The organism is Paenibacillus ehimensis NBRC 15659 (assembly GCF_004000785.1).
In the GTDB taxonomy this organism is placed as follows: domain Bacteria; phylum Bacillota; class Bacilli; order Paenibacillales; family NBRC-103111; genus Paenibacillus_G; species Paenibacillus_G ehimensis.
In genome coordinates this window covers 12,666-34,525 of sequence record NZ_BILX01000063.1, presented here as the reverse complement: position 1 = coordinate 34,525, position 21,860 = coordinate 12,666, and the positions used below count along the sequence as shown (strand labels likewise).

The 21,860-nt window shown below is 54.6% G+C and carries 23 protein-coding genes; 15 read left to right on the top strand and 8 right to left on the bottom strand.

What is annotated here, in order from left to right; all coding sequences use genetic code 11:
* Nucleotides 1-226: 226 nt before the first annotated feature.
* Nucleotides 227-448 (top strand): hypothetical protein, encoded by a 222-nt coding sequence (locus tag PEH01S_RS35580; RefSeq protein WP_246063068.1) that lies wholly within the window; start codon nucleotides 227-229, stop codon nucleotides 446-448.
* Nucleotides 449-539: 91 nt separating this feature from the next.
* Nucleotides 540-1,214 carry a GNAT family N-acetyltransferase gene (locus PEH01S_RS26295; protein WP_127489024.1) on the top strand — a complete coding sequence of 225 codons (675 nt, stop codon included), beginning with the start codon at nucleotides 540-542 and terminating at the stop codon, nucleotides 1,212-1,214.
* Between the two features lie 192 nt (nucleotides 1,215-1,406).
* Here PEH01S_RS26295 and PEH01S_RS26290 read toward each other — a convergent pair whose 3' ends face one another.
* Entirely contained in the window at nucleotides 1,407-2,108 is a 702-nt protein-coding gene (locus tag PEH01S_RS26290) for a hypothetical protein (RefSeq protein WP_127489022.1), read from the bottom strand.
* Between the two features lie 313 nt (nucleotides 2,109-2,421).
* Between PEH01S_RS26290 and PEH01S_RS26285 the strand changes: the two genes are divergently transcribed.
* The 3 genes from PEH01S_RS26285 (at nucleotide 2,422) to rnhA (ending at nucleotide 6,020) form a co-directional block, all read left to right on the top strand.
* A complete protein-coding gene (locus PEH01S_RS26285; protein ID WP_127489020.1) occupies nucleotides 2,422-3,261 on the top strand; it encodes a glycosyltransferase family 2 protein in 840 nt (279 codons plus the stop codon).
* 275 nt (nucleotides 3,262-3,536) lie between these two features.
* Nucleotides 3,537-5,312, top strand: a complete 1,776-nt coding sequence (recQ, locus tag PEH01S_RS26280) for a DNA helicase RecQ (protein WP_127489038.1) — start codon at nucleotides 3,537-3,539, stop codon at nucleotides 5,310-5,312.
* A 39-nt stretch (nucleotides 5,313-5,351) separates the two neighbouring features.
* The gene (gene rnhA, locus PEH01S_RS26275; RefSeq protein WP_127489018.1) at nucleotides 5,352-6,020 is read left to right on the top strand and encodes a ribonuclease H; all 669 of its coding nucleotides are present in this window, start codon (nucleotides 5,352-5,354) and stop codon (nucleotides 6,018-6,020) included.
* A 75-nt stretch (nucleotides 6,021-6,095) separates the two neighbouring features.
* Here the strand turns inward: rnhA and PEH01S_RS26270 are convergent, their stop codons facing one another.
* On the bottom strand, nucleotides 6,096-6,341 hold the full coding sequence (locus tag PEH01S_RS26270; protein ID WP_025844901.1) for a hypothetical protein: 246 nt from the start codon (nucleotides 6,339-6,341) through the stop codon (nucleotides 6,096-6,098).
* Between the two features lie 875 nt (nucleotides 6,342-7,216).
* Between PEH01S_RS26270 and PEH01S_RS26265 the strand changes: the two genes are divergently transcribed.
* From PEH01S_RS26265 to PEH01S_RS26245, 5 genes are all read left to right on the top strand, one after another.
* Nucleotides 7,217-7,921 (top strand): CPBP family intramembrane glutamic endopeptidase, encoded by a 705-nt coding sequence (locus tag PEH01S_RS26265; protein ID WP_164828046.1) that lies wholly within the window; start codon nucleotides 7,217-7,219, stop codon nucleotides 7,919-7,921.
* A 47-nt stretch (nucleotides 7,922-7,968) separates the two neighbouring features.
* Nucleotides 7,969-8,724, top strand: a complete 756-nt coding sequence (locus PEH01S_RS26260) for a MerR family transcriptional regulator (RefSeq protein ID WP_127489014.1) — start codon at nucleotides 7,969-7,971, stop codon at nucleotides 8,722-8,724.
* A gap of 150 nt (nucleotides 8,725-8,874) precedes the next feature.
* Nucleotides 8,875-10,626: an ABC transporter ATP-binding protein gene (locus PEH01S_RS26255; protein WP_127489012.1), complete on the top strand. Its 1,752-nt coding sequence runs from the start codon at nucleotides 8,875-8,877 to the stop codon at nucleotides 10,624-10,626.
* A gap of 30 nt (nucleotides 10,627-10,656) precedes the next feature.
* Nucleotides 10,657-12,720, top strand: coding sequence for an ABC transporter ATP-binding protein (locus PEH01S_RS26250; RefSeq protein WP_407669482.1), 2,064 nt, complete (start codon nucleotides 10,657-10,659; stop codon nucleotides 12,718-12,720).
* Between the two features lie 151 nt (nucleotides 12,721-12,871).
* A complete protein-coding gene (locus PEH01S_RS26245; protein WP_025844893.1) occupies nucleotides 12,872-13,093 on the top strand; it encodes a hypothetical protein in 222 nt (73 codons plus the stop codon).
* 32 nt (nucleotides 13,094-13,125) lie between these two features.
* On the opposite strand, the gene PEH01S_RS26240 is transcribed toward PEH01S_RS26245, so the two are convergent.
* A complete protein-coding gene (locus PEH01S_RS26240; protein ID WP_127489010.1) occupies nucleotides 13,126-13,554 on the bottom strand; it encodes a hypothetical protein in 429 nt (142 codons plus the stop codon).
* 41 nt (nucleotides 13,555-13,595) lie between these two features.
* Entirely contained in the window at nucleotides 13,596-13,775 is a 180-nt protein-coding gene (locus tag PEH01S_RS26235) for a hypothetical protein (RefSeq protein ID WP_127489008.1), read from the bottom strand.
* A gap of 120 nt (nucleotides 13,776-13,895) precedes the next feature.
* On the opposite strand from PEH01S_RS26235, the gene PEH01S_RS26230 reads away from it, so the two are divergent.
* Entirely contained in the window at nucleotides 13,896-14,492 is a 597-nt protein-coding gene (locus tag PEH01S_RS26230; RefSeq protein ID WP_127489006.1) for a hypothetical protein, read from the top strand.
* Nucleotides 14,493-14,848: 356 nt separating this feature from the next.
* On the opposite strand, the gene PEH01S_RS26225 is transcribed toward PEH01S_RS26230, so the two are convergent.
* Genes PEH01S_RS26225 through PEH01S_RS26215 form a run of 3 tightly spaced genes read right to left on the bottom strand, consistent with a single transcriptional unit; the run spans nucleotide 14,849 to nucleotide 16,810 of the window.
* Entirely contained in the window at nucleotides 14,849-15,394 is a 546-nt protein-coding gene (locus PEH01S_RS26225; protein WP_127489004.1) for a GNAT family N-acetyltransferase, read from the bottom strand.
* Nucleotides 15,348-15,845 carry an NUDIX hydrolase gene (locus tag PEH01S_RS26220; RefSeq protein ID WP_051570132.1) on the bottom strand — a complete coding sequence of 166 codons (498 nt, stop codon included), beginning with the start codon at nucleotides 15,843-15,845 and terminating at the stop codon, nucleotides 15,348-15,350. Before PEH01S_RS26220 ends, PEH01S_RS26225 begins: the two co-directional genes overlap by 47 nt.
* A gap of 11 nt (nucleotides 15,846-15,856) precedes the next feature.
* On the bottom strand, nucleotides 15,857-16,810 hold the full coding sequence (locus tag PEH01S_RS26215; protein ID WP_025844881.1) for a nucleoside hydrolase: 954 nt from the start codon (nucleotides 16,808-16,810) through the stop codon (nucleotides 15,857-15,859).
* 84 nt (nucleotides 16,811-16,894) lie between these two features.
* Here PEH01S_RS26215 and PEH01S_RS26210 point away from each other — a divergent pair, with 84 nt between their 5' ends.
* A complete protein-coding gene (locus PEH01S_RS26210; protein ID WP_127489002.1) occupies nucleotides 16,895-17,533 on the top strand; it encodes a Crp/Fnr family transcriptional regulator in 639 nt (212 codons plus the stop codon).
* A 24-nt stretch (nucleotides 17,534-17,557) separates the two neighbouring features.
* Here PEH01S_RS26210 and PEH01S_RS26205 read toward each other — a convergent pair whose 3' ends face one another.
* Nucleotides 17,558-18,226, bottom strand: a complete 669-nt coding sequence (locus PEH01S_RS26205; protein WP_127489000.1) for a thiamine diphosphokinase — start codon at nucleotides 18,224-18,226, stop codon at nucleotides 17,558-17,560.
* Nucleotides 18,227-18,378: 152 nt separating this feature from the next.
* Here PEH01S_RS26205 and PEH01S_RS26200 point away from each other — a divergent pair, with 152 nt between their 5' ends.
* The 3 genes from PEH01S_RS26200 (at nucleotide 18,379) to PEH01S_RS26190 (ending at nucleotide 21,821) form a co-directional block, all read left to right on the top strand.
* On the top strand, nucleotides 18,379-19,323 hold the full coding sequence (locus PEH01S_RS26200; RefSeq protein ID WP_084159387.1) for an MBL fold metallo-hydrolase: 945 nt from the start codon (nucleotides 18,379-18,381) through the stop codon (nucleotides 19,321-19,323).
* 174 nt (nucleotides 19,324-19,497) lie between these two features.
* Nucleotides 19,498-21,237, top strand: a complete 1,740-nt coding sequence (locus PEH01S_RS26195; protein WP_127488998.1) for a HAMP domain-containing protein — start codon at nucleotides 19,498-19,500, stop codon at nucleotides 21,235-21,237.
* Nucleotides 21,186-21,821, top strand: a complete 636-nt coding sequence (locus PEH01S_RS26190; protein ID WP_127488996.1) for a helix-turn-helix domain-containing protein — start codon at nucleotides 21,186-21,188, stop codon at nucleotides 21,819-21,821. Before PEH01S_RS26195 ends, PEH01S_RS26190 begins: the two co-directional genes overlap by 52 nt.
* The last annotated feature ends 39 nt before the right edge of the window (nucleotides 21,822-21,860 follow it).

The following is a 21,860-nucleotide window of genomic DNA, read 5'->3' as shown; positions in this document are numbered from 1 at the left end:
GTAAAATTGACGGTTGGGCAAAGAAAGTGGCTGCTGTCGGCACACATCCTATTTTCGGCGATCTGGCTCGGCAATTCGGTCGTATTCGTGGTTCACCGTGATGCATTTGCTGTCGACCTCGTCGCTGCGGGCTTCGACGATCGGTACGGTCGTGGCCGGCGTGCTGCTTTCCGCGCTTACGTCTTGGGGACTGTTTCGCTATTAATGGATTATCGCCAAAGAAGGATTGACGCTGCTGTGCATCTTGCTCGGCGCGGTCGGGATGTACGTTTGGACGCTGCGGGCGGTAACGCTGATCCCGGCAAGCGGTATGGATGTCTGGGAGCAGCCGGGCTTCATCGTCAATAACGGGCAGCTGTGGGCCGGAATCGTGCTGCAAGCCCTGTCGCTTGCCGCTATGGTCGTGCTGTCGGTTCGGAAGCCGTGGGGACGTCGAAAGCAAAAGTGACGCTGTGTTGTAGAACCATCCGCCTCCCTATATAATGAAAGCTTAGATGCTTGTTTCAAGCAGAGAAAGCTATCAGGGGAGGGTGAAGTCTGTGCAATACCATCGAATAACCTCTATCGGCGACCCGTATTTTCGCCAAATGCACGAGCTGATGCAGCGCGTGTTCCCGCCGGAAGAAGTGCTGGAATACGAGCTGTGGGCGGAGCCGCTTCAAGATCCGGGCATCCGGGTGTTCGTCGCCGTTCTGGACGGGGAAGTCGTCGGTGCGACCGAATACCGCTATTACGAAGACCTGCAGGTCGCGATGACCGATTTTACGATCATCGGACGGGACGGTCTTGGCGTCGGACCGTTTCTGGCGCGTCGCCGAATGGCCGATTTGCGTTCGGTCGTAGCGGCATGCAGCGGAGCATTCCTTGGCATGTTCGCCGAGATCTACAATCCTCAGCTGACGGGCAAGCTGGAGTTCGGAGGCGTGAATGCGATGAATTCGTTCGTCCGCCGCGAAGTGTTGGCGCATCTCGGCTACCGAAAGCTGGATACGGACTATGTGCATCCGTCCTGGCACAATGACGGAGAAGCGGTGCACGGGCTTGATCTTTGCTTCATGCCGATTGCCGACGAGGAGCAAGACGCGGTTCCGGCAGCGCTGGTCTGGAGCTTTCTGGAGCGCTACTATGCGGTCCTCCCGCAAAAACCGGACGCATGGTACCGGATGGTCGAAAACCTCAAGCAGCGAGACCACATCGCTTTGCTTTCCATTTAAAAACTAAATCCGGCGCACGGCCTGCATGGAAAAGCACACCGGTTCGGAGATTCGGCTGTCAGTTTTTTGGGAAGGCAAGCCGTGAAAAGCAGCTTGGGAAAAGAAGACACCGGCGTTAAGCAAGGCGGGGCGGTTAGCGAAACGAAGCGAGTTCATTCCGGGATCGGGGTGAACTCGCTTCGTCTAAGGCGATCAATCTTCCTGACGCGCCGCTTCCGCTTGCTCCAACTCGTCCAGTGCCTTCTCCAGGCCGTAGTTCAGCAGCAGCGTTTTGAAGCCTTTGCCGCGATTTTCGGCGAGCGCATCCAGACGCAGCTTCAAATCTTTGCGGATAAACACGCGGTCCTTATCGTGCGTCTCGTTGCGTTCCTTCTTTTTGAGACGGGCTCCCAGCCGCTGCAGCACCGGCGCCGTATTTTCCTCCGGCGTATCGGCCGCGGCTGCTTTGACCTCGGCCGTGGCGGCGGGCAAGGCATGCTCGGGTGCCGGTTCCGCTGCGGCGGCAACCGTGAGCGCCGCTTCCTCCGCCAGCGGGGCTGCTTCAGCAGCTTCCTTAGGCTGCGGGTCCGCTGTCTGAACGCCCGCATCGCCCTTGCGCTTGGAAGCGCGTGGCTTCGCCGCCGCGTCCCTGTCTGCGCCGCTCGTCTGTGCCAGCGCCCCTGCTGCGCCCTTGCGCTTGGAAGCGCGCGTCTTCGCCGCTGCGTCGCCCGTCTCCGTCGGCTGTGCGTCCGCCGTCGTCTTGGCGCTCCGCTTGCTCCGGGTGCCCGGCTGCTGCCGTTCGGCTGGGATGGTTGCGGCGGAGGCCGCTTCGGCTCCCTCCAAAAGCTTTCCGTTCACGTCGGTCTTCTCCGCTGCGTCCGAACGGACGGGCGGCTCTTGTTTTCTTGGCGGCATGGCAGGAATCCTCCTTCGTTCAGTCCGGGCTTAGCCGTCTCGGCAGTCTCATCGACGAGTTTTTTCTACCGATCGTTCCATGACTTTCCTCCATTGTACCATAGGGCTGCAGGCGGCAAAATAGGTTTCCATGCTTCCACAAGGAGTTCTTCCGGTCTGCAGCCTGCGGTCCGAACATTCGCGATCAAGCGGATCGCATCTGAAGCTCCTTGATCCACGCCCAGGGCATCGGGCTCTTCCTTTCCGGCAGTTTCCCTTTCGCCGATTTTTCGGTATAGTGTTCAGTAGAAGATACGAGAGCGAGGGGAAGGGGATGAATCGGCAGCCGCTGATATCCGTTATTATTCCAACCTATAACCGGCTGGATGTTTTGGCCGAGCTGATCGAATCGTTATGGCGGCAGACGTACCGTCACTTGCAGATTATTGTGGTCAACGATAACGGGGAACCGGTCGACGAGCTCAAGGAGCTGTATCCGGAGCTGGATCTGACCGTGGTCGATATGGATAGCAATCTCAAGCACGTACATGCGCGCAACCGCGGACTGGAGCTGGCCCGGGGCGATTATATCATGCTGTGCGACGACGACGATTTGCTGCTGCCGCCCCATGTGGAGCGGATGCTGCACGAAATCGAAGACTGCGATCTGGTCTACCCGGATGTGGAAATTTTCGATTATACCGTGGTGAATGGGGTACGCCGGGCAACGAAACGGTTTGTTTTCGCCTACGAGCACGACTTTGCGGCGATGCGGCGGTTCTCGACGTTCTTCTCGTCGGGCTGTATGTACCGGCCGGAGCTGCATGAGCGGCTCGGTCCGTTCGATCCGGAGATGTATCATTACTGGGACTGGGATTTTTACCTGCGGGCGGCGGAGCAGTTCCGGGTCAAACGGGTCCCGGCAGCGAGCGCGCTCTATGCGTTTGCGGACAGCGGGAGCAATATGTCCGGCAATTTGGAGGACATGCGTCCTTATTTGGACAAGCTCTCGGCGAAGCACGGGCTCGGGGAGCTGCCGACCAAAAACTTTTTCCTCCTGCTCGAGGAGCCGGAGGTCAAAGCGCGCCGTGCGGAGACGGAGCTGCTCTGGAACGGGGAGCCGATCGTATCGCGGCGGGCGAAACAAGCGGGAGGGGTAAGTAAGGAAGCATGAAACGACAGGATGATTGGTACGATCCGATGGACCCCGGGCCTATGGACCCGGGTCCGTCGGCTGACGATAATTGGTACGAACCGCCGGCCGATTTCGATTACCGGGACCCGCGGGAGGCGGGCTGGGGAGCCGGAGGAGACACCAGCCAAGCCGGTAAACCGGCGGCAGGAACCACGGAATTCCGCAACCGGCGGCCCGTACAGACGGACTTGTTCGAAGCGCCGGTCCGCCGGCCGCAGGCGGTTAAGCGGCAGCCGGGGCAGCCGATCGGGACGATGGCGGAAGCGCAGGAGCTGCTGCGTAAATATTACGGATACCCGGATTTTCGCGAAGGGCAGAAACAGGTGATCGAAAGTCTGCTCAGCGGGCGGGATACGCTGGGCATTATGCCGACAGGCGGGGGTAAATCGATCTGCTACCAGGTTCCGGCGCTGATGATGAGCGGGACGACGATCGTCGTTTCGCCGCTGATATCGCTGATGAAGGACCAGGTGGACGGGCTCGACAGCATCGGCGTGCCCGCGGCCTATATCAACAGCTCGCTGTCGTATGCACAGGTGGAGATGCGGATCCGCAAGGCCGAGCGGGGCGAGTACAAGCTGCTCTATGTTGCGCCGGAGCGGCTCGAATCGGAGCGCTTTCTGGAGCTGCTGTCCGGGCTCGTCGTGCCGATGGTCGCCGTGGACGAGGCACACTGCGTGTCGCAATGGGGACACGATTTCCGCCCGAGCTACATGCGGATCAGCGAGCTGGTGGCGCATCTGCCGGACCGGCCGCTGCTGGCTGCGTTTACGGCGACGGCGACCGATCAGGTGCGCGAGGATATCGTGAAGCACTTGAAGCTGAGCGAGCCGCAGGTGTTCGTGACCGGCTTCGCGCGCGAGAACCTCTCGTTTTCGGTGATCAAGGGCGAGAACAAGCGCGACGTGCTGATGGGGTACATCCGCGAGCATGCCGGGGAAGCGGGCATCGTCTATGCGGCGACGCGCAAGGAAGTCGACCAGCTGTGCGAATATTTGCTGCGCCAAGGCGTGGCCGCGGGCAAATACCACGCCGGTCTGACGGATAAGGAACGCGCGGACGCGCAGGAGCGGTTTCTGTACGACGAGGTACGCGTTATGGTGGCGAGCAACGCGTTCGGGATGGGCATTGACAAGTCGAACGTGCGGTACGTCGTCCATTTTAATATGCCGAAAAATATGGAAGCCTATTACCAGGAAGCCGGGCGGGCGGGCCGTGACGGCGAGCCGAGCGACTGCATGCTGCTGTTCAGCCCGCAGGACATTCATATTCAGAAGTTTCTGATCGAGCAATCCGTCTCGGACCCGGAGCGGCAGGCGCAGGAATACCGGCGGCTGCAGCAAATGGCCGACTACTGCCATACGCCGCAGTGTCTGCAGCGGTACATCGTCCGCTATTTCGGCGGCGAAGCGGAAGAAGACTGCGGGCAGTGCAGCAACTGCGTCAGCCCGGATATGGAGCTGACGGATATTACGCTCGAAGCGCAGCAGATTTTCTCCTGCGTAAAGCGTATGCGGGAGCGGTTCGGCATGACGCTGGTCGCTTCGGTGCTCAAAGGCTCGCGCAACAAGAAGGTGCTGGATTTCGGCTTCGATAGTCTCAGCACCTATGGGTTGATGCGGAACCGGACGGAAAAAGACATTATCGACCTCATCCAGCTCCTTGTCGCCGAAGGCTACCTGCAGCTTACGGAAGGCAAATACCCGGTCCTCCGGCTGTCGTCGAAGGCGTCCGATGTGCTCAGCGGCAAGGAGCGCGTCGTACAGCGCATCCGGCTGAAGCCGACTGCGCCGGTTGTTCAGGATGTCGAAGCGGAGCTGTTCGACGAACTGCGGAAGCTGCGCACGGAGATTGCGAAGCGGGAAGGCATTCCGCCGTATATCGTGTTTCCGGACAGCACGCTGCGCGAGATGTGCGGCGTACAGCCGACAAACCCGGCGGCGATGCTCAAGATCAAGGGCGTCGGGGAAGCGAAGTTTTTCAAGTACGGGGCCTATTTTATCGAGTTTTTCAAACAGCGTCAGGGGTAGCGGCGATTTCGGACGCCGGCCGAACCAAGGAGGAACACTGTGGCAAAATCGAAGTATTATGTCGTATGGGAAGGGCGTCAGCCCGGCATTTATAAATCGTGGGCCGAATGCCAAGCCCAGACGAACGGATTCCCGCAGGCCAAGTTCAAGGCGTACGAGAGCGAGGCGGAGGCCAAGGCAATGTTCGCCGCCGGCTGGAAGAAGGCGTTCGGAGCCGCGACGCGCGCAGGGGCCGGCACCGGCGGTACGGGCAAGAGCGGCGGACGGACCTCCAAGGCCGCAGGCGCGAAGGCTGCGGGCGAGTACGAGCCCGAGAGCTTGTCCGTCGATGTAGGGTGCAGCGGCAATCCAGGTATCGTCGAGTACAAAGGCGTGTACACGCGCACCGGCGAAATCGTATTTCAGCAGAAGCCGATTTCCAAAGGCACGAATAATATGGGCGAGTTTCTCGCGATCGTCCATGCGCTCGCTTATTTGAAGCGAAAAGGCAGCGACATGACAATCTACAGCGATTCGATGACGGCAATCAGCTGGGTGCGCAATAAAACGGTCGCTTCCACCTTGGTGCGGGACGCTTCGACCCAGGAAATCTGGGCGCTCGTGGACCGCGCGGAAGCTTGGCTGCGCAGCAACACCTACAAGAACAAAATCATCAAGTGGAACACGAAAGCATGGGGCGAGATCAAGGCGGATTACGGCCGGAAATAAATGCATCAAACCCATGCCAAAAAGCGCTTCTCCGCTACGCGGGGAGCGCTCTTTTTTTACACGATAACGCCCGGTTTATTTGTCGCCCCGGTCGATATGCAGCCGCGGTTTCGTGTTGTTTTTCGTATTCTTATGCATTTCTTCCTCTTGGCTTTCGAGCGGAAGGCTGACAAGCTCCCACTCGGTCTGTCCCATCGTTTTGTCGTACGGAAATTCGTCGCCTCGCTTGAGCGTTTCCTCCCGGCCCCATTCGTTCGCGTAAATGCCGTCCGTTTCGACTTCTTCGCCCGATGCCGGAGGCATGCTTTTGTCGTTTGCCATCTTTGCCATAACCCTCCTTAAACGTCGCTTCGCCCGTTAGTATGCCCGGATGGCACGGAAGTATGACGCACGAAAATAGGGACCCTGCTTATCCGTGATAACCAGAATCCCTATGTTGGTATAGGTTGCTTATTCAATTTTCGAAATACACACTCCAATCAAGCGGTCGTTAGAGTACGCGAACGGGTAACAGGTCTGATCGGGTTCCCGCATGCCCTCGGTACAGCCTTCATTCGGTGCGCGTACAGTACGGATTTCAGGTAAGCGCGGCGGGGCATGCTTCGCTTCCTTACTTCAATGGACTATCCCCTTTCCCTTGTTTATTTTTATATCCATTTCAATCCGGCACTACTAAATTTTTAAACCAAATCCGGATTGAAAGATATAAACGATACAAACTTCGGTGTGAATCAGGGCGATATCCGTAGGCTTAATCAGGTGAATCATTTGTCTTGCTTAATGCTAGGATAGCCTATTATTAAATTATTGTAAATATTCAGAATAATTAGTTATTTGTTGATAAGTCCATTCTTTCTCGCGAATTCGTCATTTTTCTTCTTGATTCTTAGAATTTCTACTAAGGGAAATGCTAGATTATTATTGAACTTCCTCGCTTTGCAGCCACAGCAAATGCGTATGGTTCGTAACGTGATGAGGAGAATATTTAAAGAGCAGGATTAGACCCTTCATCCGCTCCAGTTTACTTAAAAAACTTAGTCAAGCCGCGTGCGGTTACGACTAAGCTTTTTTGGCGTGCCCTGATCGGGGGGACTCCCTCTGAGTTTTGTTCACAGGTTCGACATTGAAACTGCCGTTACGTCATTTTCTATAATTCGAATTGTGCAAAAAGAATGGACTTAAAAGGAGGGTGCAGAATGCATCAGTCATCTTCTCAACCTTTACCCCATCGTGACCCGGACCGCCCGGGCGGAATCGCTACGCTTATCGTTATGATTGTTATGTTCCTAACGGGAACGAAAACCGCATTTGAAGCGGTGGGGCTGCTGCTGGAGCCGTTAGGAGCCGCGCGGGCGCTGGCGGATTATATCGGAGCGGTCGTTGTCCATATCCTCGAATTTCTAACCGTCTGGCTGTTGATAGTCCGCGGGGACCGGTTGTCTTGGACCGTCTTGGGCTTCCGTCCTTTGCAACGTCAGGATTGGCTTCGGCTGATTCCATGGAGCATCGTTACTGTGCTGTGCTCGGTCCTGTCCTTTTGGATGACTTCCTTGTTTTGGACCGGAGGGTCCAGTAAAGCGTCGGCAGTCGAATCGGCGGGCCTGCTTCTCTCGGTGCTGATGACGGCCATCGTCGCGCCGGTCGTGGAAGAGACGGCGTACCGCGGAGTCTTGTACCGCTATCTCAGGAACCGCTTGAACACAGGGGTTTCCGTTGCGGTCAGCAGCTTCGTTTTTGGATTGGCCCATGCTCCCTCTTGGGAAGTGGTTCCGAACGCCGTCGTAACGGGAGCCGTATTCGCCTTGGCTTACGAGCGGACAGGGACGCTCTGGTTTTCCATCCTGCTGCATGGAATTTTGAACGGCTCGTTTACCCTTTTATTTTTTCTCTCCAACGGTTAAGCTCACATTACCGGTAACCAAAATGACAGGCGAAAGGAATAAAAAGCATGATTCCCATCCAAGCGCTGGCACGAAAGACGAGGATCACGGTCCGAACCTTGCGGTATTACGATTCGATCGGATTGCTGAGGCCCTCCGGTAAAACACCGGGAGGACACCGGCTGTATGCCGAGGAAGACGTGGTCAGATTGTATAAAATTATGCTGTTGAAGAGCCTCGGCTTCGGGCTGAACAAGGTTAAGACCATGCTGGACGGTCAAGATTCCGGCTGGGAGCCTTTTTTTCGACAGCAGCTTCATGCGATTCGGGAGCAGCGGATTCACTTGGAAACGATGGAAAGAAAAATGAAAGAAATCGAAACCATTTTCAAGCTGGAAGGCGAATTAAAGCCGGGGCTGCTGTACGAGCTCATCGCTCTGTCTCAGCAGAACCCTTCTTTGCAGCATCAATTTGTGGAGCATACGTTTAGCCCGGACGAGCGCACCAAAATAAAAAATATCCCTTCGTTCAGCGGCTGCGACGAGGAATCCGAACAATGGATCGGGCTGTACGCCGATATTCGGAACTTGGCGGGAAAAGATCCCGCGTCGGAAGAAGCGCAGCGGATTGTGGAACGGATTATTTCGATGACGACAACTATGCTTGGCGGGGATGAACGTTTAATGCAAAAGCTGTGGGAAATCCGCAAATCGCCCGAGCAATCGCGGCAAATGCGGCTTTTCCCGTTAGAACCGGAAACGATCGATCTTTTGGACAGGGCTTTTGCGATTTATGAAGCGAACCGTCCGTCGTACAGGAAATGAAAATTCATTTCATCAAAAAATTCCCGGTGGCAAGACGCCCAGAATATGGTATGGTATTAGAGTAAAAGGCGAATGTATGTTTCCTATTAAAAGAAGTCGGACGATGCTCCCCGGCAATTTCAATTCGGAGACAGAAAGAGGTGGATTCCTTTGTCGTTTGTCGGGCGTCTTGCTTGGTTTTTTCGCGACCGCTGGGGGCGGTATGCGCTGGCTATCGTCCTGATGGCTTTGGTCAGCGTGCTGAATATTTTGCCGCCGCGGATGATCGGGAGCGTCATCGACCACATCCGTACCGGTACGCTGACCGCCGAAGGACTGCGGCAGAGCGTGCTGCTGCTCATCGGTCTGGCCGTGCTGCTGTATATCATGATCTACGTATGGATTACGACGCTGTTCGGCAATTCGCTGCTGCTCGAAAAGCTGCTGCGCAGCCGGTTAACCGCTCATTTAACGCGGATGTCGCCGTCGTTTTTCCAGCGCAACACTACCGGGGAACTGATGGCTCTGGCCACCAACGACGTGCCCGCCATCGGCCAGACGGCCGGTTACGGCGTCATGACGCTTGTGAATACGATTGTCGGCACGACGGTCGTGCTTGTGACGATGATTTCGTTCATCAGCTGGAAGCTGATGCTGGCGGCGCTGCTGCCGCTGCCGCTGCTCACGGTGCTGATCAGCGTCCTCGGCAAGCATACGCGAAAGCGGTTCATTGCCGCGCAGACGGCGTTCGGGAGGATGAACGACCAAGCGCTGGAGTCAATTTCCGGCATGCGCGTGATCCGCTCGTATGTACAGGAGGAGCACGACCTGACCGCATTTGACCGGATCACCCGCGACGTGATGGATAAGAACATCCGCGTGGCCGCCATCAATGCTTTATTCCATCCCGCCATCTCGCTGATCGTCGGCTTGAGCTACGTTATCGGCATCGGGTACGGTTCGTATCTGGTGTTCCACAACGACATTACGCTCGGACAGCTCGTATCGTTCAACATTTATCTTGGCATGCTGATCTGGCCGATGATCGCCTTCGGCGAGTTCATCAACGTGCTGCAGCGCGGAACGGCTTCCGTCGACCGCTTGACGCGCAGCTTTGAGCAGCAACCCGACGTGCAAAATCCCGCCCATCCGGTAGAGGTCGAACGTCCGGAATCGATCGAGCTGCGCGACCTTACGTTCCGTTATCCGGGAGCGGCCCAAGACAGCTTGACCGGCGTCTCCTTGCGGCTTGAGCGCGGACAGACACTTGGCATCGTAGGGCGGACCGGCAGCGGCAAAAGCACCCTGCTGAAGCAACTGCTGCGCTTCTACCCGGCACCATCCGGCAGCGTGCGCCTCTCGGACGTACCAATCGAGGAGCAGGCGATCGAACGCGTGCGCGGCTGGATCGGCTACGTATCGCAGGAGCATCTGCTGCTGTCCAAGTCCGTGCGCGACAACATTGCACTGGGCCGCCCGGACGCTTCGCCGGAGGAGATCAGCCGGGCCATCGAGATGGCTTCGTTTACGCAGGATGTGGAGCAGCTGCCCGATGGGCTGCAAACGATTGTCGGCGAGAACGGCGTCATGCTGTCCGGCGGGCAAAAGCAGCGGGTAAGCATCGCGCGCGCTTTGTTAACCGACCCGGAAATTCTCATTCTCGACGATTCGCTGTCCGCCGTGGATGCCCGTACCGAAAGCGCCATTCTCGGGCACATCCGGGCGGAGCGTGCCGAGAAGACGACGCTGATCGCAACGCACCGGCTGTCCGCCGTCATGCATGCCGACTGGATCGTCGTGTTGGAAGACGGGCGGATCGCGGAGGAAGGGACGCACGAGCAGTTGCTGCATCGCGGCGGCTGGTACAAGGAACAGTTCGAGCGTCAGCAGCTCGAAGCAAGCTTGCTGGACGCTTCATCATAGGGCCGCGATTCCAGGCCCATCGGGAAGGACGTGAGTCGTATCGCCATAGAAACAAACGAATCGTCGGGCAAACCCATTTTGCGCAGGCTGCTCGGTTACGCGCTGCTTTTTAAATTCCGTATCGCGGCGGCGCTGCTGGTGCTGTGCTGTGCGGTCGGCGCAGAGCTGGCCGGGCCGTTTATCGCCAAAACGATCATCGACCGCCACATCGGCGCCATCGGGCTACCGTGGTTTGAAGTCGCCTCGGGCCTCGATCTGCCTAAGGGTGAGGTCAAGCAGGTTCAATTGGACGGGAGATTTTACATTCGTCAGGATTGGATGGAGGAGGCGGAACGCCGCGGTGTCGTCTTTAACCGGTCCGTGATGAAAGACGCGCGGATTTTGCAGCTGGAGGACGGCTTGTACTTGGCGCGCTATTCCGCCCTTCTGAGTAGCCAAAGTTCGCCGGACAGCGGCAAAAGTACCCGCAAGCTGACTGCTGCGGAAACCGCGCAGTTTTACCGGCATGACGTCGGCCCGGTCGCTCGCTGGCTGGGGCTGTTCGTCGGTCTGCTTGCGCTTGGCAGCATTCTGCATTACGTGCAGGGCTTGACGCTGCAAACGACGGCGCTGCGCATCATCCAGCGGATGCGGATGGACCTGATGCGCCATATTCAGCGGATGCCGATCCGCTATTTCGATAATACGCCGATCGGGCAGGTCGTATCGCGGATTGCGAACGATACGGAGGCGATACGCGATCTGTTCATGAGCTTCATGGCGACATTCGTGGTAAGCACGATCAACATTGCGGGTATTTACATCGCCTTATTTCTGCTTGATGTCAAGCTGGCGCTCGTCTCGCTGCTGCTGCTTCCGTTGTTTGCCGTCGTTATGTTCATTCATTTGAAATTTTCGCAAAAGTACGTCGCCATCATGCGGGCCCGGCTGAGCGACATGAACGCAATGATCAGCGAATCGATCGCGGTCATGCCGATTCTGCAGGCGTTCCGGCAGGAGAAGAACCGCCTGCGGGAGTTCGATGCGCTCAACGAGGACCGTTACCGGAACCATATCAAGCAGAACCGCGTATTTTCGCTGTCCTCGCGCAATTTTACGGGACTCGTCGGGGCCTTCTTCACGGCCGGCGCCATCTGGTATTTTGGCGGACAATCGCTCCAGACCGCGATTTCGTTCGGCGTATTCTACGCGTTTATCGATTATACGGGGCGGCTTTTCCAGCCGATCATTGGGATCTTCGACCAAATGCTGAACGCGCAGCGGGCTGTCGTGTCGGCGGAAAAAGTGTTTCACCTGCTCGATATCGAAGGCACCGAAGTAGCTTCGTCGGACGCAGTAGCGCGGCCGGAAGGCCATGTCGTCTTCGACAACGTCACCTTCGCCTACAAAACCGGAGAGCCCGTGCTCCGCGGCATTTCGTTCGAGGCGCGAAAAGGCGAGACCATCGCGCTTGTTGGGCATACCGGTTCGGGCAAAAGCTCGATCATGAACCTGCTGCTGGGCTTCTACGAGCCGACGGAAGGGGAAATTCGCATCGACGGAACGGAAATCCGTACGCTCTCGAAGCAGGCGCTGCGCAAGCATATGGGCATCGTGCTGCAGGACCCGTTCTTGTTCGCAGGCGACATCAAGTTCAACGTGAGCTTGTACAACGAGCGCATCGGGCCGGAGCAGGTTCGCCAGGCGCTCAAGGATGTCGGCGCGGCCTCCTTCGTCGAGCAGCTGCCTGGCGGCGTAGACGAGCCGGTGGTCGAGCGGGGCAGCACGCTGTCCGCCGGGCAGCGGCAGCTCATCTCCTTCGCGCGGGCGCTCGCCTTCGACCCGGCCATCCTTATTCTCGACGAGGCAACGGCCAGCATCGACAGCGAGACGGAGGGACTGATTCAGGAGGCGCTGCGGGTCGTCAGCGAAGGCCGGACGACGTTCGTAATCGCCCACCGGCTGTCCACGATCCGCGAAGCCGATCAAATTCTCGTGCTCCATCGCGGCGAAATCGTCGAGCGGGGCAATCACGAACAGCTGATGCGGCTGCAAGGCCGGTACTACCGCATGTACCAGCTCCAATCCGGCAGTGCGGCTCAGACGACAGCTTGAGGGACAACCGCAAACAAGGGGATTCGATGACGCAACATGCGCGCTTCGAATCCCCTTGTTTTTTCGGATACATATTTAAAATTATAGTCGCAAATAACCGGAAATATGGTAAAATAGTCCTGATTTTCATTCCGAATGAAGGAGGACAACCATGAAAAAACTGATCCTGCTCCTGATGAGCGCCGTGCTCGCACTTAGCTTCGCCGGTTCTGCTTCCGCGGCGACAAAAGTAAAAAGTTATACCAAGAAAAACGGCACTCACGTTCAATCCCATCATCGATCCAGCAAAGACAAGAGCTTCAAGAACAATTGGAGCACCAAAGGCAATACCAACCCTTACACTGGAAAAAAAGGAACAAAGACACATAAGTAATGATCACACCCCCTCACTCAAGGGGGTTATTTTTATTGTTTATTAAGCAACATTAGAATGTTGTCCATAGTTTCGCGATGATTGGGCTCTGCCGATAATTGCTGAAAACCTTGCATTAGTCTTTCTTTATCAGCCAAATTTTTTTGACTGGCATAGAGATTCCTAAATTCATTGATAAGCTCTGACGTTGTGCCTGTTATATTGCTGTTCTCTTTATTATACGATGAATATTTGGATAATGCGTTTGCTTTGGAGGCATGTTCGATCGCGGTTAAATAACCGACATAATTTCCATCAGTTACAGCAGCAAGAGAATCGGAAATTCTTCCTATAGATGCTTTAAAATCTAGATCAATCTTTTGTTGCTTATTATTCGTGGTCATTTGATTCTTAATCAAGTAAACATTTAATGCTAATGAGACTATTAAACAAATGCTTAAGATGAATTTTGATATTTTCACTACCTATCACGCCCCTTAAGATTGCCGATGAAATCTAGGAATTAGGCTGCTGACATTATAATACAACCTAAGGTTACCCAAACCAGGATAGAAAAAAGTACCGAAACTGCCACCCTCCGCCTTTCTTTTCCTTCGACAAAGCACCCAATAAACAAATACATAAAAAGGAATGCAATCATTGGGCTAGCAATAATAGCCAAGAAAAGCCATAGTTTTTCCATAATGTTTCTCCTTTAAAGTGGATCCATAGAGTGGTCTGATCATTCAAATTTTAAGGAAGCAACTTTGTTACACCAGTAACGTCAAACAAATTATACCAATATTATGGGGGTTGATACAAAATGAGGAAGTATGTAATCGGATTTGTTTGTGGTGCGTTTGTTTCTATGACTACCATGGTTTATGCCTCGGATTTCATTCAAGCGTTCTTATTTCCGGTGAAGATTAGTTTTAATGACAAGAGAATGGATATGAGCGAATACAAGGTATTAAATTACGAAAATCATGCCTATGTCCCTCTTCGATTGATTGCAGAAAATGTGGGGATATCGATAAATTATAACGCCCATCTTAATGAAATTACTTTAAAAGATGCCCCGGCTGTTCCAATTCCGTTATCCGTGATATTAAAAAGCGATTTTGATAAAATCACCAAGGTTGAAATTAAGTATGGAGACACCGGAAAAGTTTTGCAGATTAACGATGAACAAACGCTCGGTGAAATTTCCAACAAATTAAAAGAAATAAAACTTCGCAAAAAGAGCGATCAATCCTCTGGTGTTGGATATTTATATTACCTTACGATTACGGATGGGGACAACGAATTAACGTATTTCAATACCCTTTCATTGGAAGACGTCGGGTACGAATCAACCCAATTAACGAATGAGCTGGACAAATATATTCTAGCATTAAGAAATAAGCTCAAGCCGGACTAACCACCTGGTAATATCAGTTGAGACATTTCCGCTGCAGCCGGGTGAAAATCCCTTTATATAGAACGGGAATAACAATGTAACCAGTGGCAACTTCCGTGCTTTCATTTAAACTGTAAGCGAAAAAATTAAATAGCAGTGAACAACCGAAAAATTCATAGATAAGAAAGGTTGAGGTCGTCTTTTTTTCAAGAATATGCAAAACCCATTTACGAAGCGGTTTATGATAACTTTTCTTCATAGCAGATCAATCTTAATAGTACTGGCTAAGATCAACTACTTATCTTGCGTGTTAGTTCAAAAAAAGAACGCTCCCGTGTTTTTGTTTACGGTGCGTCCTCTCCGATACTGCATAATCTTTACGACTCCAAAAAGAACACGCTTGGATATTCAACAACCCCTGAAACATGATCAAGCGCATTTTCACGCAGCTCTAATGCCATCAATGCTTCTTCCGGCACTTCAAAAGGTGCTTTGATCCCCCATAACGATGCTTTTTTGAAGCCAAACTTCGGATAATATTCCGGATGTCCCAATACGACAACGGAATGGTATCCGAGTTCTTTTGCTTTGTGCAAAGCTTCGGTAATTAAGAGCCTTCCGATGCCTTGCTTTTGGTAATCCGGCAAGACCGAAACAGGAGCAAGAGCAAGGGATTCTACGCTTTGTTGGTCACCGCTAATTTTTATTTTGCTTAGAAGAATATGTCCGACGATTGCTTTATTGTCTTGATTCATGGCTACTAACGATAACTCGGGAATGAATACAGCGGATTTTCTGATTCGAGCGACCAGTTCATGTTCTTTTTGATCGCTGAATTCCATATCGGCAAAAGCACGCTTTACCACTTCTTCCGTACTACGATAATCCTCGGCTAATTCTTTTCGAATCGTTATGTTTATCATTACGCATCACCTCATATTTCCATAGATCTCCTTCAAATTCCGCCCCGGTGTAAAAGAGCGCATATTCCACAGGGACATCCGTCGCAAGCACGTCATCCAGAATCGTCCGGATGCTGCTCACGACTTCCGGCGACTGCAGGATCCACTCCTTGCTTTTCCAAGCCAGCGTTCCTTCCGTGCATTCCGTCAATTCCCCTGTAAACCGATCGGCAACAAAAATGTACATGCCGCCCGTCTGATTCCAAGTGGCAATCCCTTTGAACTGAACAAACTGGAGGTCCAGTCCGGTTTCCTCCTTGACTTCACGAACGACGGCATCCCGGGACGTTTCATCCGGCATCATCTTGCCGCCGACGCAATTCCACATCTTTTTAAAGGGAGGGTTGTTCCTTCGAAGCATCAGAAATTGTTGGTCTTGAGCAATAAAACAATGCACATAGTTGATAATCATAGTAACCTCTGTTACCTTACAAGCAGGCTGATTAATTTCTCTTTGAATAACGAATTATCAATCGTTTTGCACACTTTGGCATTCGGGGTATGACCTGCAAAGCCGTCGGAAATGGCCAGCTTGCTGCCGTCATTGAGGATCACTTGACCGTAGGCGGCTTCTTCCATGGTGCAGACGTAGCAGTAGCACCATTTTTCTTCAAGGACGATCTCATTCCAGAGCACGACACCCATGGCCACGGCATCAGGCAAGTCCACAATCGGCTCATTGCATCTTTGGATATTATATTCCAGCAAGGAACGGTTGCATTTCACCGAAAATACGGCCTCCGGCTTGCCGCTCGCCAGCAAGACATCCATATCGTCCTGAGTCAAAGCCGCTTCTCCTAAACAGACATCAAATCCAATAATGGTCATAGGGATACCCGAGTTGAGCATCATACGATAAGCTTCCGCATCGACATACACATTAAATTCGGCAACCGGTGTCGTATTCCCGGGGCCAAAGCCGGAAGTGCCCATGGTGTAAATATGCTTTACCTTTTTCATCGTTTCGGGCGCTTTTAGAATCGCAAGGGCAATATTGGTCACGGGACCGATGGTGACAATTTCAATTTCTCCGGCGTTCTTTTCAACAATGTCCAGAATCGCATCCACGGCATGCCGGCTTTCCGGCACAAGCGTAGGATGAATCAAATCGCAATCTCCCATGCCATCCTCGCCATGCACATTGACGGCGGTAACCAAATCGCGCATCAGCGGCTTGGCTGCTCCGACATAAAGAGGCGGCTTTTGGCCGTTCGCCACTTCGATGGTCATCAGCGCATTTTTGGTTGCCAGTTCGAGCGGGACATTGCCGCACACGGTCGTGATCGCTTCGACCTTAACATCCGCTGATTTTAATGCCATAATGATGGCTACCGCATCATCACTGCCGGTATCCGTATCAATAATTAATTTTCTCATAAATAAGACCTCCTGTGTTGGTGTGGCCTTATTATATAAATCCAACGGTCATGAAAATAGGTCAAATGACCAAAAGGAGAGCGCATGGATTTCAAGGAGATTATAGACGCTGCGCCAGAGCAGATTCGAAAAGAATTCAGGTATAGAACGCATAAAAAAGGCAGCCTGATCCTTCGGCCGCATGAGGAAAATCATTATCTTTACATTTTAACGGCGGGTCAAGCGGAAGTGTACAGACAAAGCTACACGGGAGCGATGCTTTCCGTATATATTTACGAAGCGTACAGCTGCTTCGGAGAGATCGAGATTTTTAACGACCAAATGAAAACGCTCGGCGTGATTGCCAAACAACACTGCGAATCGATAGCTCTCTATAAAACCATGGTGTATGAATGGATGAAGCTCGATTTTGATTTTAATCTATATCTTGTGAAGCAGCTGGCCTCCAAATTAATGCTGAGCACGGATACCGCGGCGAAGCTATCGCTGCTGACCTTGAAAGACCGGATTCTATTTAGTGTGCTTCATCATTATAAAATTGGCGATTTGGACAGCCTTACCAAGCAAATGCTGTCCAGTGAGGTATGCGCGCCCATTCGAAGCTTAAACCGTTCCATCGCTCAGTGCATCCATGAGGGGTTGATCCATTATAAAAATAAAAAATTTTCCATAGCTTCTATCGAACAGATTGAAAAATATTTGGAGGACTTTCTGCTAACTTAAAAGCGAGAAATCCTGTCCGCATGCTTACTCCGGAGCCGTTTCCTCTTCATCCCGGCTCTGAATGACGAGCAGCAGGCCGTCCCGGATGCAGATGTGCCCGGCTTCGCCAAGCAGCACGTTGCTGATGCCGAGCGATTGCCCGATCGTCAGCGTCGCCTCGTGCAGCGGGTACTGGAACCCTTCGAGCGTAATTCCCGTCACCTCGATGCTCAGCGGAAGCAGCGACACGTGAGTGAACCGGCTCCGGCCGACCGTTAGCGGGGCATTGCCGTCCATCAGCATCAGCTCGTTGCAAGCGTCGGCGATCCGGCAGCGGATGCCTGCGGCCAGGGCCTTGCGCAGCAGATGGACGTTCGCGAGCGAATGGTCCCATCGGGTGCCAAGCACGCCCAGCAGCACGATCTCCTCGGCGTTTTGTTCGAGCGCCCAGGTGAAGGCCATCTCCGTGTCGGTCAAGTCTTTCCACACCGGATCGCAGGCGACGAACTCGCGGCTGGCCCGGCGTACTTCCTCAAGTTCCCCCGGGCTGACGGAGTCGAAATCCCCGAGCGCGATATCCGGCCGGTACCCGTGCCGCACCAGAAAGAGCGCCCCGCGGTCCGCCCCGACGAGCACATCGCCTGTGCGGATTTCGCGCAACGCCCAGCCCCCCAGCCGGCCCCCTGAGAAAATAAGAACCCGTTTCCGTTCCATCCGTCCGTTGCCTCCTGCCAAACTTAGTGGAACCCATTATACCATGATTAAGATCAAGAGAGCACGCAGGAGAAATTGAGATGAATGGGGGGAGTAAGGTATAGTTTGGATAAAAGAGCAGCTAAGGCTGGGAAAAAGGGAGAGGACGGCACGTGATCACTCGTCGGCGGTATGAAAATTTGGACGGCAGTCAAAACCATAAAAAGCTGGCCCATCTGCGCCAATGGCGCAAGGAGCGCAAAGCGAAAATTAAAGATTTGTCCTACCGCGTGCCGCAGGCCGAAGAGCGGCAGCTCGATTACTTGCGCAGCAACCGGACGCAGACGACGGTGACTTGGATCGGGCACTCGACGTTTTTGCTGCAGATGGGGGGCCGAAACCTGATCACCGATCCGGTATGGGCGGAACGGATGGGGCTGGAGAAGCGTCTTGCGCCGCCTGGCTTGCGCTTGGAGGAGCTTCCGCCGATCGACGCGGTGCTGCTGTCGCACAGCCATTACGACCACATGCACCTGCCGACGCTGCGGCAGCTTGCCCGGGCCAACGCCGGAATGGAGCTTTTTGTCCCGGCCGGGCTGGGGGCCAAGCTGCGCTCCTGCGGGTTCGCGCATGTGACCGAGGCCAACTGGTGGGAGGAGCTCCGGTTCGGTTCGCTGGAGCTGCATTTTGTTCCCGCGCAGCATTGGACGCGCCGCACGCTGTTCGATATGAATACGTCGCACTGGGGCGGCTGGATCGTTCGGCCGACGAACCACGGCGGGAAGCGGCACGCGATCTATTTTGCCGGGGATAGCGGCTATTTCCCGGGCTTCAAGCTGATCGGCGACCGCTTCCCGATCAAGTGGGCGCTGATGCCGATCGGCGCTTACGAGCCGGAATGGTTTATGTCCCAGCAGCACGTGAGCCCCGAACAGGCGGTTCAGGCGTTCCTCGACTGCGGGGCCGAGCTGTTCGTGCCGATGCATTACGGCGCGTTCCGCCTCGCGGACGATACGCCGCGCGAGGCGCTCGACCGTCTGCTCGCGGAATGGACTCGGCGGCAGCTTGAGCCGGAGCGGCTGCGGGTGCTGCATCACGGGGAGACGCTGCGGCAGTAGCCAGGCGGGGCGGGAGGCGTTTGAAAGCCGGGGGCGAGTCCACGCGTTCAGCGCGCAGGCGCCACCCGGGGAAGCAGCGCCCACCCCGCGTAAACCCTGAAATGAAAACGCATTCTTGACTTCGGAAGGCATTGCCCGTTATGTTGGAGGTAGAAACGCGACCGAGGTGCAGCCATGCTCAACTATTTCATGAACCCGAAAAACGCCTTTTACCGCAAAAGCCTCGTTTTCGTCCTGCTGGTCGCCAGCGTGCCGACCGCGCTTCTGGCGTTCCTGACTTATTACGTCGGTGTCCGGCAAATCGAGCAGGAAGTGAACCGGACGCACGAGGTCCGGCTGGAGCAGATGGTGCTGCGGATGAACGACCAATTGAGCCAGCTCGAAAAGATGGTGACGATGTGGAAGTACAATCCGATGCTGCAGCCTCCGCTCGGCGATATGACACTCGAATCGTTCCAGCAGGAGATTGTGTTCACACAGAAGCTGGCCCGGACGCTGCTGGTCATGAGCAACTCCAGTCCGCTAATCCGCGAAGTGCGCCTGTTTCTGCCCGATTCGTCCTTGTACGTCTCGGCGCTGAACAGTAAAGTGGCGATACCGATCGACAATCCGGAAGAAAATGAATTTTTCCGTTCGTTATTCCTGAAAGAAATGGAGCAGTACTGGACCTTCTCGCAAGGGTCGCTGGCGCTCGTGCAGACGATTCCGGACCATTCTCCCTTCGGATATCTGCTCGTCCAGTTCAATGCGGCGGAGGTTAATCGGCTGCTGCAAATGGACGGGGAGCTGCAGGGAGCGGCTTTTCTGCTGAAGTCGAACGGGGACTGGCTCGATATGAACGTAACCAAGGAACCGGACAAGCACCGGTTCGAATATTTTCTTCGCGACGAAGTGGCGAAGGAGTCGGCTCAGGCGAAGTCGGGCTCGTTTTTCCGGGAGTGGAACGGGGAGAGATACGCCGTTTCGTTCGGTTCGCTGGAGAAGCATGGCTGGCAGTACGTCTCGGCCACTCCGGTTTCCAAGCTGACGCAGCCCGTCGTCAACACCTCCCGGGCGCTACTGGCGATGGGAGGGCTCGGGATCGCCGTCGCGGCCTTGATGTCGTGGATCGCTTCGCGAAGGCTGGTCCGGCCTATTGCTCGGGTGGTCCAGCTGTTCCGGTCGGACAAGCACGGCTTGGGCGACTTGAAGGCGCAGGACGAGCTGGAGCTCATCGAACGGCAGTGGCTTCACTTGAACAGCCAGAGCAAGCAGCTTCACGAACGGGTCGAGCAGCATCTGCTTACACTTAGGGAATTATTCTTGTTCCAGCTCATGAACGACCACTTGTCCCATCTGAACGAGGAGGAGCTGCGGCACCGGATGGAGCAGTACGGGTGGGAGCCCGGCGGCAGCACGTTCGTGCTTATGAATGTCCGGCTGCTCGGCTTCTCCAAATTGCAGGGCCGGTTCGGCGAAGGCGACGAGCAGCTCGTGACGTTTGCCGCCGCTAATGTGATCGGGGAGCTGTCGGAGAAGCGGTTTGAGCAGTTCGGCGTCGTGAACGAGCAGGAGCTGTCCGTCAGTCTGCTGCTGCTCGTGCCGAAGGATGAGGACATGGGCGGCATGCGGAAGCAGCTGCATGCGTTCAGCGAAGAGCTGATTCACTCGCTGCATGCCATTCTGCATATGAATCTGTTGATCGGCTTGGCGAAGGAAACGGAGCTGCTGTCCGAGCTGCCGCGGGTCTACGAACAGGTCCTTCGCTCGTTCGGCTACCGGAATTTGAACGAAATGAATCAGATTCTGGATTTGGAAAGCTTGGTGGTCCATGACGCCCCGATTCTGTACCCCTTCTCCGCGGAGAAGGAGATGATCCGCATATGCGCTCTGGCGACCGGGAAGCGGTCACGGGCGCGCTGGAGACGTTTATGAAGGAGCTGACGGAGCATGGTCAGACCGAGATGCAGGTCCGGCAGGGCATGAATCAGCTGCTCGGAACGCTGCTGCACCATATGCTGCTGTCGGGCTTCAGTCCGCAGCTCCTGTACCCGAATGTCGACTTGTACGAGCAATTGAACCGTCTGCGCGAGCCCGACGAGATGGCTTCCTGGTTTCATGCGAAGCTAAGCGCTTACATGAGCGCAATGGCGAACACGCTGAACGATACCCAAGACCGGCTCATGCAGGAAACGGTAGAAAAAGTGAAGCAGTCTCTGACGGAAGAATACGCGCTTGATATTTCGCTGGAGACGTACTCTGACCGGTACGGCATCAGCTTGTCCAAGCTCAGCGCCGGGTTCAAGGAAACGACAGGCGTCAATTTTATCGATTATTTGACCAAGCTGCGTCTGGATAAGTCCAAGGAGCTGCTGCTTTATTCGAACGAAAAAGTGAATGACATCGCCTATCGCGTCGGCTACCAGCCATCGTATTACTACCGCGTGTTCAAAAAGCACGAAGGAGTGACGCCGACCCGGTACCGCGAAATGTTCCGGAGCGATACCCGCGAAGCTTAGCCGCTTTGCGGTTTTTTTGCGTTGATCCGACAGGATGTG